This window comes from Myroides injenensis M09-0166 (assembly GCF_000246945.1).
GTDB lineage: Bacteria > Bacteroidota > Bacteroidia > Flavobacteriales > Flavobacteriaceae > Flavobacterium > Flavobacterium injenense.
In genome coordinates this window covers 1-10,418 of sequence record NZ_BAEX01000106.1, presented here as the reverse complement: position 1 = coordinate 10,418, position 10,418 = coordinate 1, and the positions used below count along the sequence as shown (strand labels likewise).

Sequence of the window (10,418 nt, the reverse complement as noted above, 5' to 3'; positions counted from 1 at the left end):
GTCCGATTTTTTTTACTCTTCAGGTACGAATTTTAATGAAATAGAGTTCATGCAGTATCTGTCACCAGTGGTTTCTTGTGGACCATCAGGGAATACATGTCCTAAATGACTATGACAATTTGCACATACTACTTCTGTGCGTATCATTCCGTGAGAGGTGTCTTTTATATATTCTACAGCTCCTTCTAGCGCTTTGTCAAATGATGGCCAACCGCAATGCCCATCAAATTTTGTTTCTGAAGAGAACAATTGTTCTCCACATGCAGCGCAGTGATAAGCCCCTTTTTGGTAATGGTCATTATATTCACCAGTAAAAGGTCTTTCAGTTCCTTTTTGTCTTAATACATAATATTGCTCTGGTGTAAGTATTTCTTGCCATTCTTTTTCTGAAGTTGTTTTATCCTTTTTCATTTTTTCAATTTGTTGGTAGTTAATCTCTTTGCAAGCTAAATTAGGAATTAACAGTAAAATAAGTAAAAGATTCTTCATTTTTAAATGTCTTGGATAAAATCTTTTATTTTTTCAATCACTTTCTTATCACCAAGTATTTTTCTATGTCCTAAGCCTTGTGTTATCATTAGTTCGGCATCTTTTGAATGTTTTTTAATTTGATAAGCTGCTTTTACTGGAACATCGACATCATCTTCGTCATGCATTATTAATAGAGGAATAGACAAATCTTGGGCAGCTGTATGTACGCAGTAGCTTTCCATCGTTTTGTTAAACTGTTTTTCAAAACGATCTTTTAGCTTAGAAGCTATTATCGGTTTTAATTGTAATTGAGATATAAAGTCTTCTATGATATCTTGTACGACATCCCCACTACCTATAATTACAGCTTTCTTGGCATGTAATCCATCTTTTAAAGCGTTAATAGTTGTCATCCCGCCAAGTGAATGCCCTATTACTAGGTCGAATGGACCGAATTGTTTTTCTACTTCAAAAGCAGCAGCAATAAATTCTGTCATATTCGTTTTCGTTTTTGGTGATCTACCATGACCAGGAGCATCAAAACTTACGATGTCAAAACCTTGACGCATTAGCATATTGGCAATGGTGATTAGTTGAGTACCTCTACCATTCCAGCCATGTATTAATAATGCTTTTTTGTTTGCTTTTTTATTAGTACCGTATTGATATACGAAAATATCTTTTTTTAATGCTGGAACGGCAATTCTTGTTAGAATACTCTTGTCTAGCATTTCTTTTTCTCTCTTTGGAGATTTGAATTTTATAGGGGTAACAAAGAGATTTTGAGCAAATTTAGCAGCCCAGTTTTTTGACAAAAATTGTAATACTTTTCCTGTTATAATGAGTCCTTTAGGAATCTCTAAAGATTGCTTTTGTTTATGCTTCTCCATTATATTAAGTTGTTTTAAGGGAGTAAAATTACAAAATTAATATACTATGCTTGCCTAATAATAAAGTAATTCTTTCTTGCATTAGATGTACTACTACTATGGAAAAAGCGATACTCTTCTTTTATTATTTTTTTATTAGTTGTTTTTTTATATTAATAATGCGAATATTTAGCGTTAATGAATTGTTTTTTAGTTTTTTATGTTTTTTTAAATAAAAGTAGTACGTGTGTTGTTTTATTAGCTCACCCCTAGTAAATAAAGAACTTGAGAAGGATTTCTTCAACACTTCTTCAACATTCCCTTAAGAATGCTAGCACTAGAAGGCATTTTGTTGAAGAAATGTTGAAGAACTGTTGAAATATTTGGCTGTAATTATTGTACAGTAATACGAAGAGCTTGTAGTGATAATTTGCGTATTTTGTTTGTGTTTTCGTGGGCTAATTAGGATTTTGTCTATTAAGTAATTATAGTTTAATATGTGGATCTTTTTCTGATCTATATATTAGATTATAGAACCTGAGAATTTGTATGTTAGTTAAAATTATTATGAAATGTTCTGAATTTAAGCAATTAATGAAAGGTATTGCTAAACGACAATTAGAAATTGTACATCATTATTTGTATTGATATAGTTATTTATTTTAATTTTGAAAGCAAAAAATAATATGAAAAAAGTAGTTTTATCGTTAGGAGTTGTTCTCATGTTGTCAGCATGTGCTACTAATCCTTTTACGGGAAAGAAAACAATGGCATTTACTTCGAATGCAGAATTATTTCCAATGGCTTTCCAGCAATATGATGATTTTTTAAAAGAGAATAAAGTAATTACTGGAACTGCGGATGCAAAAAAAGTTGAAGAAGTAGGAAAGCGTATAAAGGAAGCTGCAGAGAAATGGTTAAATGCTAATGGGTACTCTTCTTATCTAAAAGATTATAAGTGGGAATACAATTTGGTTGATAGTAAAGATGTTAATGCATGGTGTATGCCAGGAGGAAAGATTGTTTTCTATACAGGTATTTTACCAATTTGTAAAACGGATGCTGGTATTGCAACAGTAATGGGACACGAGGTGTCACATGCTTTAGCTAATCATGGTCAGCAACGTATGAGTGCAGGGATGTTACAGCAGTTAGGCGCAGTAGCAGTGGATGCAGCTACTACTAAATCTTCTGCAGCTACAAGACAAATGCTTGGTGCTGCGTATGGTGCTACTAGTAATTATGCAGGTATGCTACCTTTTAGTAGAGCAAATGAAACAGAGGCAGATAAAATAGGACTGACATTAATGGCTATAGCTGGATATGATCCAGAGGAGTCGATTGCTTTTTGGTCACGTATGGCTACTAATAGTGGCGGTGGCGGAGGTTCTTCATTTATGAGTACTCACCCAAGTAATCAAGATAGAATTGCAAATTTGAAGAAACTGATACCAGAGGCTAAAGCAGAAGCTGCTAAATTTGGTGTCTATTTTAATAAATAATATAAGAAAAGCTACCTATTTTTGGTAGCTTTTTAATTTTATAATAATATGGCAAATTTTGTAAAAGGAGATAAGAAGTTATTAAATGCTTGGGCATTTTATGATTGGTCGAATTCTGTATATGCGTTAGTGATTTCGTCTTCCATTTTTCCGCTGTACTATGGTACACTTTTTAGAGAATTAGGTATAGATAGTTATCCTTTTTTTGGAAGGGAAATTCAAAGTGAGTCTATTATTAGTTACATTACAGCCATTGGTTTTTTAATTGTAGCGGTTATTTCGCCTTTTCTTTCTGGTATAGCGGATTACCTTGGTACGAAAAAATTCTTCATGAAGTTGTTTTGTGCTATAGGTTCTTTGTCCTGTATTCTTCTTTATTTTTTTAGTTTAGACTCTATTGTGGTTAGTCTGCTAATCTATATGTTTGGATTAATTGGCTTTTGGGGGAGTCTAGTTTTTTATAATTCCTATCTTCCAGATATTGCTTTTGAAAACCAACAAGATTACATAAGTGCAAAAGGGTATGCGTTAGGATATATAGGTAGTGTTATTTTATTATTAATCAATCTAGGATTAATAATGAAATATGAGACTTTTGGTTTTACTTCTCCTATTACTGCTATGCGATTTTCTTTTGTAATGGTAGGTGTATGGTGGTTTGGATTCAGTATGTATACCTTTACTTACTTGCCAGATTTTAAAAACAATAAAAAAATTACTAGTTCTGTTTTTTTTAAAGGTTTTAGGGAGTTAAAAAAGGTTTGGAAAGAGTTATCTGAGCTTCAATCTTTAAAAAGATATTTAGTAGCTTTTTTTGTATACAGCATGGCTGTTCAGACAATCATGATTATCGCAGCTTACTTTGGAGAAAAAGAAATTGCTTGGGAAAGTGATAGTCAACGAACAACAGGTTTGATAGTAAGTATTTTAGTAATACAGTTAGTAGCTATTATAGGTGCTTATTTTACTTCTAAATTATCAACAAAAATTGGGAATATATATACGCTTTGTGTACTTAATGCGTTATGGATAGTAATATGTATTTATGCGTATAGTATAATTACACCTAATGAGTTTTATATTGCGGCAGGATTTGTTGGTTTAGTAATGGGAGGAATCCAATCATTATCACGATCTACCTATTCCAAATTGTTACCTGAGACAACAGATACAACTTCTTTTTTTAGTTTTTATGATGTGACCGAAAAGATAGGTATTGTAGTAGGGATGATGGTATATGGTTTAGTAAGTGACTTAACAGGTAAAATGCAAAATGCTATTTTATTTTTAATAGTGTTTTTTGCGGTTGGATTATTACTTTTGTTGCGAATTCCAAATAAAAGAAGAAAGAGTTAATAAAAGAGTAGCATATTACGATATATTGATATAATTTTAATACGTTTTTAAAAATTGATATGAAGAGAGTTAGTAAGATAATTATTGCATGTTTTTCAGTTATAATGGCATTAAGTTATGTTTCATGTGATAACGAGCCGGTAGATCCTGTTTTAGATGAAAGTCGTGAAGTAGGTAAACCTATTGTAATTGTAAAAAGTGAGGGGGAAGAAGAAATAATAAGAGAAGGTGTGGTAGCTAAGATTAATGCAAAAGGTGAGTTTACTTTGGCATTAAATCATTTGAAAGGAAGAAATGATGAATTAAAAATATTCATCCGTAAATTTATAGAAGGTAATTTCCCTACGAATGCTAATCCATCTACTTACTTAAATAGAGAATTAAAAGCACAATATAGTACTGTCGATGAGAATAGACCTAACTATGTTACGGGATTTGTAAAAATCACTCATATTAATAAAAATGCTAGAGTAGTAACAGGTAGTTATTCGATGACAATGGTGCCAATACGTGTAGGCGGACCAGAAGAAGGTATAGATCCAAATATTAAATCATTTACAATTGAAGGTTCTTTTGAAAATGTTCCTTATCAGAGAGAAGAAGATATTTATATTGATGCAGAAGTTAATAAAGTACCGTTTGTAAGTATCGCTCCAGTATGGAAAGAAGAAAATGGGACATCAACTATTTCGGGGAAAGGGTATGGACAGCTAGACCAAGAAATCTTTTTACAAATCCCAACGGAGATCATTTCTGCAGAGAAGATAGAGGAAGGTAAAAAAGTCTATTCATTTAAAGAAGAAGGGTTTGATGCGTATTATATCTCTGAGTACGGAGTGAAATATTCATTGGATAAAGAGAATAATTCGAGCATGCTTAATAGTGAGTTTGAGTTAGTGAGTTTAGACTCTACTGCATTAGGTAAAGACAATGTTGCTACTTTGGTAGGTAGATATAAACTGAAATTAATAGCTGATACAGATCAAGAGGTTACTATCAAATATGGTACTTTTAAAGTAGAAAAAAGAACTAAAAAAGAAGGAGAATAAATGAAGTAGGAAAAGTTTAGAAGAAAGATATATACTAAAAATCCCTACGTTGTGAAGTAGGGATTTTTTTTATGGCATAAAGATTGAAATACTATATAGCACAATATATAACTAAAAATGTAAAACATTGTTTGCTAGTTTGTTAGTCTTATTTTTTCTTTTGATTAGAAAAAATAATAGATTAAAACTGACAAAATGACTTAAAAATAATTATGGCGAATCAAAAGATAATAACATTAGACAATTTGTCGTTGCAGGATATTGTAGAGGGAGAATCAGAATTTATTCCGTTATTAACTTCAGAGGATGAAGAAGTAATGAATAAGGAAGAATTGCCTAATGAATTACCAATTCTACCATTGCGAAATATGGTTTTATTTCCAGGTGTTGTTATTCCTATTACAGCAGGACGTGATAAGTCAATAGAATTGCTTCACGCTGCAAATAAAGGTGATAAGACAATTGGTGTAGTAGCGCAAAAAAATGAAGATATTGAGAATCCAGGTATAGATGATGTTTACCAAGTAGGTACAGTTGCTAAAATATTAAAATTATTAAAGCTTCCTGATGGTAATATTACGGTTATTCTGCAAGGGAAAAAGCGATTTGATATCGTAGAAATGATTTCGGACGAACCGTATTTAAAAGCTACTGTTAAAGAGAGGGAGGAAAGTAAGCCAGCTGCGGATGATACAGAATTTTTAGCAATTGTTGATTCTATCAAAGAAGTAGCGGTAGATATTATCAGTGAAAGTCCTAATATCCCTTCAGAAGCTTCTTTTGCAATAAAAAATATCGAGAGTAATTCGTTTGTAATCAATTTCGTATCTTCAAATATGAGTTTGACAGTAGGAGAGAAGCAAAATCTTTTACTTATAAATGATTTAAAAGAGCGTGCTTATGAAACGCTTAGGGTTATGACTCTTGAATTGCAAAAGTTAGAATTGCGCAATACTATTCAGTCTAAAGTACGTATTGATTTAGATCAACAGCAAAAAGAATATTTCTTACATCAACAAATGAAAACTATTCAGGAAGAACTAGGAGGTTTTTCTAATGAAGAGGAATTTGAAGAAATGCGTAAAAGAGGTGCAACAAAAAAATGGAGCAAAGAAGTAAAAGAGCGTTTTGATAAAGAGTTAATGAAGTTTCAGCGTATGAATCCACAAGTAGCTGAATTCGGCATTCAACGAAATTATTTAGAAACAATGCTTGACTTACCTTGGGGAGAGTATTCTAAAGATAATTTTGATTTAAAGAACGCACAGAAAATACTTGATAAAGATCACTATGGTATAGAGGATGTGAAAAAACGTGTTCTAGAACATATGGCAGTTTTAAAACTGCGCAATGATTTAAAATCACCTATTTTGTGTCTTTATGGTCCTCCAGGTGTCGGAAAAACATCTATAGGACGATCAATAGCTGATGCATTAGGTAGAGAATACATACGTATCTCACTTGGTGGATTGCGTGATGAAGCTGAGATTAGAGGACATAGAAAAACATATATAGGGGCAATGCCTGGTCGAATTATTCAAAGTATTAAAAAGGCTAAAACGTCAAATCCTGTTTTTTTATTAGATGAAATTGATAAATTATCGACTAGTCACAATGGTGATCCTTCTTCGGCATTATTAGAAGTTTTAGATCCAGAGCAAAACTCTGATTTCTATGACAACTTCTTAGAGCTTGGATACGATTTGTCAAAAGTGATGTTTATTGCTACATCTAACAATTTATCTACTATTCAACCTGCTTTGCGTGATCGTATGGAAATCATCGAAATGAATGGTTATACAATAGAAGAAAAGGTAGAAATAGGGAAACAGCACTTACTTCCAAAACAAATAAAAGAACATGGCTTAACACAGAAAGATATTTCTATCGGTAAAAAGCAAATGGAATATATTATTACAAATTATACGCGTGAATCTGGTGTACGTGGGTTGGATAAACAATTAGCTCATATTGCAAGAGGTATCGCTAAGAATATTGTAATGGAGGAAGAGTACGATGTGAAATTGACTGAGCAGGATATTCGAAAAATACTAGGAACACCTAGATTTGAACATGATAAGTATGAGAATAATGATGTTGCTGGTGTTGTGACAGGTTTAGCATGGACTAGTGTGGGAGGAGATATCCTATATATTGAATCAATTGTCTCAAAAGGTAAAGGTGGTGGATTAACCATTACTGGAAACTTAGGTAATGTGATGAAAGAATCTGCTACGATAGCATTAGAATATATCAAGTCACATGCAGAAGATTTTGGTATCTCTCAGGAAGTATTAGATAATTATAAAATTCATATTCACGTACCAGAAGGTGCTACTCCTAAAGATGGACCAAGTGCGGGGATTACAATGCTTACATCAATGGTTTCTTCTTTTACTCAACGCAAGGTTAAAAAGAATCTGGCAATGACAGGAGAAATTACATTGAGAGGAAAAGTGTTGCCTGTAGGAGGGATTAAGGAAAAAATTCTAGCAGCAAAACGTGCAAATATTAAAGAAATAATTCTTTGTAAAGAGAATAAAAAAGATATTGACGAGATAAAAGCTGATTATCTAAAAGGTCTAACATTCCATTATGTAGAGCGTATGGATGAGGTAATCAATCTTGCTGTAACTGATCAGAAAATCAAGAACTATAAAAAGTTTGAAATAGATCAGAAAAAAGAAACAGATAAAAAATAGTTTTTCCAATGTTTATATTTGAGAGGGGATGTCAACTTAGACATCCCCTTTTGTTTTTGAATTTAAAAGGTTTTATAATATTAAAAAGCTTATAAAATTCGCTTGTAACGAAGTCTGAAGTAGTATAATTACTATTTTATAGATGATATTTTTAAAAATGTAATGACAAGTTTGTTTATTTTGGTTAAAAAAATAAATAATTTAAAAAAAGTACCAGAAGTGCAAATTAGTAGCATCTGAAAAGACTTAGAAAATGTACCTTTGTGAAGATGTGCTTTTATGTAATGGTATGAAATTATATATAAAATATCTTTCAATAAATAGTCTTATGTTTGGCACATCGATGTAATTAGAAATAATTTTAAAGTTTTCAATTTTGAAAAAAATAACTATAGCAATTGATGGTTTTTCCTCTACCGGGAAAAGTACATTAGCAAAAGCGCTTGCAAAAAAATTAGGTTACGTTTATATAGACACAGGAGCTATGTATAGAGCAGTAACTTTATTTGCGATGCGAAAAAGTTTTATAGATACAAAGCATTTTGATAGAGATAGATTAGTAGAATCATTGGACTTAATTGAGCTTCATTTTGAATATAATCCAGAAAGAGGTTTTGCGGAAATCTATTTGAATCAAGAAAATGTTGAAAGCTTAATTAGAACACTTGAAGTATCTCAGTTCGTTAGTCAAATTGCAGAGGTAAGAGAAGTACGTAAAAAATTGGTTGAGCAACAACAGAATTTTGGTAAATCAAAAGGTGTAGTAATGGATGGTAGGGATATTGGTACAGTTGTTTTTCCCGATGCAGAGTTAAAGATATTTATGACTGCAAGTCCTGATATTAGAGCGCAAAGACGTTATGATGAGTTAAAAGAGAAATCAGAAAATATTACCTATGAAGCAGTCTACCAAAATGTGGTAGAAAGAGATAGAATTGATACAACTAGAGAAGATTCTCCATTAATAAAAGCAGATGATGCAATAGAAGTAGACAACTCTACTTTGACAAGAGAAGAACAATTAGATATTATTTTGAATTTAGTAGCACAGAGTGTTAAATAAGATGCTTGTAAACTATATTTAGAGAGATATTATCTGTAAATTTGTTTAAGCAGTTTTAAGAGATTATAGTATGAATGTAAAATCAAAACTGACGATAATGAGTTTCATGCAGTTTGCTGTATGGGGAGCTTATTTAACGTCGATGGGTAATTATTTAGGATCTATTGGACTAGGGCCTAAAATAGGATTATTTTATGCAGTACAAGGAATAGTATCTATAATAATGCCTGCAATCATGGGAATTGTTGCAGATAGATGGATACCTGTGCAACGTCTATTAGGGATAAACCATTTGCTCGCTGCGATATTTATGTTTGCAACTGGCTATTATGGACATGTAGCAGGAAATGGAGTTGAGTTTTCAACTATCTTTACGCTATATACAATTAGTGTTGCTTTCTTTATGCCAACCATTGCTCTATCAAATTCAGCAGCATATACTATTTTAAAGAATAATCATTTAGATACAATAAAAACCTTCCCACCAATCAGAACATTTGGAACAATTGGTTTTATTTGTGCTATGTTGTTTGTTAACTTCTTTGGTTTTAAAGGTGATTCGTTAGGATTCAGTTCAGGAAGTGATGCAAGCTTTATTAGTTTTCAAACTACTTACCATCAGTTTTATGTATCTGGTATAATAGGGGTTATTTTGTTCGTATATAGTTTTGTGTTGCCAAATTGCCCAATTAGCAAAAGTGATAAGAAACTTACACTTTATGAAGCTTTGGGATTAAAAGCATTTTCTCTTTTCAAACAGAAAAAGATGGCAATCTTTTTTATGTTTTCAATGCTTTTGGGTGTTTCACTACAAATCACTAATGGATATGCGAATCCGTTTATTACTACATTTAAAGCTGTAGATGTATATAGTAGTACATGGGGAGCTAATAATGCAAATGCTTTAATCTCATTATCTCAGGTATCAGAAACTTTGTGTATTCTTTTAATTCCGTTTTTCTTAAAACGCTTTGGTATTAAGGTGGTGATGCTGATGTCAATGTTTGCTTGGGTATTGCGTTTTGGATTCTTTGGATTAGGAGATCCAGGTAATGGTGTATGGATGTTTATCTTGTCAATGATTGTATATGGAATTGCTTTTGATTTCTTTAATGTATCAGGTTCTTTATACGTAGATAATGAAACGGATGAGGGGATACGATCTTCTGCGCAAGGAGTATTTATGATGATGACTAATGGATTTGGTGCTACGATAGGGATGTTATTGGCTCAGTATGTAGTGAATCACTATGTATATAGTCATACTGATCTAGTATTGCAATTAGAAGGATGGAGACATTCTTGGTTAATATTTTCAGCTTACGCTTTAGTGGTAACAATATTGTTCGCTATCTTGTTTAAGTATAAACATAAACGAGAAAAAGTGGCTTAATCAATAACAAAAA

Annotated in this window: 8 protein-coding genes; 6 read left to right on the top strand and 2 right to left on the bottom strand. The window is 32.0% G+C overall.

The window, feature by feature from the left end; translation table 11 throughout:
- Positions 1–12 precede the first annotated feature (12 nt).
- Entirely contained in the window at positions 13–411 is a 399-nt protein-coding gene (gene msrB / locus RH98_RS13695; protein ID WP_036495959.1) for a peptide-methionine (R)-S-oxide reductase MsrB, read from the bottom strand.
- A gap of 80 nt (positions 412–491) precedes the next feature.
- Positions 492–1,361, bottom strand: coding sequence for an alpha/beta hydrolase (locus RH98_RS13690; protein ID WP_010256028.1), 870 nt, complete (start codon positions 1,359–1,361; stop codon positions 492–494).
- A gap of 665 nt (positions 1,362–2,026) precedes the next feature.
- Between RH98_RS13690 and RH98_RS13685 the strand changes: the two genes are divergently transcribed.
- From RH98_RS13685 to RH98_RS13660, 6 genes are all read left to right on the top strand, one after another.
- Positions 2,027–2,842, top strand: coding sequence for a M48 family metallopeptidase (locus RH98_RS13685; protein ID WP_010256026.1), 816 nt, complete (start codon positions 2,027–2,029; stop codon positions 2,840–2,842).
- 48 nt (positions 2,843–2,890) lie between these two features.
- Positions 2,891–4,198 carry an MFS transporter gene (locus RH98_RS13680; protein ID WP_010256024.1) on the top strand — a complete coding sequence of 436 codons (1,308 nt, stop codon included), beginning with the start codon at positions 2,891–2,893 and terminating at the stop codon, positions 4,196–4,198.
- A 59-nt stretch (positions 4,199–4,257) separates the two neighbouring features.
- Positions 4,258–5,247 (top strand): hypothetical protein, encoded by a 990-nt coding sequence (locus RH98_RS13675; RefSeq protein ID WP_010256022.1) that lies wholly within the window; start codon positions 4,258–4,260, stop codon positions 5,245–5,247.
- 212 nt (positions 5,248–5,459) lie between these two features.
- The gene (gene lon, locus RH98_RS13670) at positions 5,460–7,949 is read left to right on the top strand and encodes an endopeptidase La (RefSeq protein ID WP_010256020.1); all 2,490 of its coding nucleotides are present in this window, start codon (positions 5,460–5,462) and stop codon (positions 7,947–7,949) included.
- A 376-nt stretch (positions 7,950–8,325) separates the two neighbouring features.
- Positions 8,326–9,012 (top strand): (d)CMP kinase, encoded by a 687-nt coding sequence (cmk, locus tag RH98_RS13665; RefSeq protein ID WP_010256017.1) that lies wholly within the window; start codon positions 8,326–8,328, stop codon positions 9,010–9,012.
- A gap of 70 nt (positions 9,013–9,082) precedes the next feature.
- Positions 9,083–10,405: an MFS transporter gene (locus tag RH98_RS13660; protein ID WP_026038913.1), complete on the top strand. Its 1,323-nt coding sequence runs from the start codon at positions 9,083–9,085 to the stop codon at positions 10,403–10,405.
- Positions 10,406–10,418 lie beyond the last annotated feature (13 nt).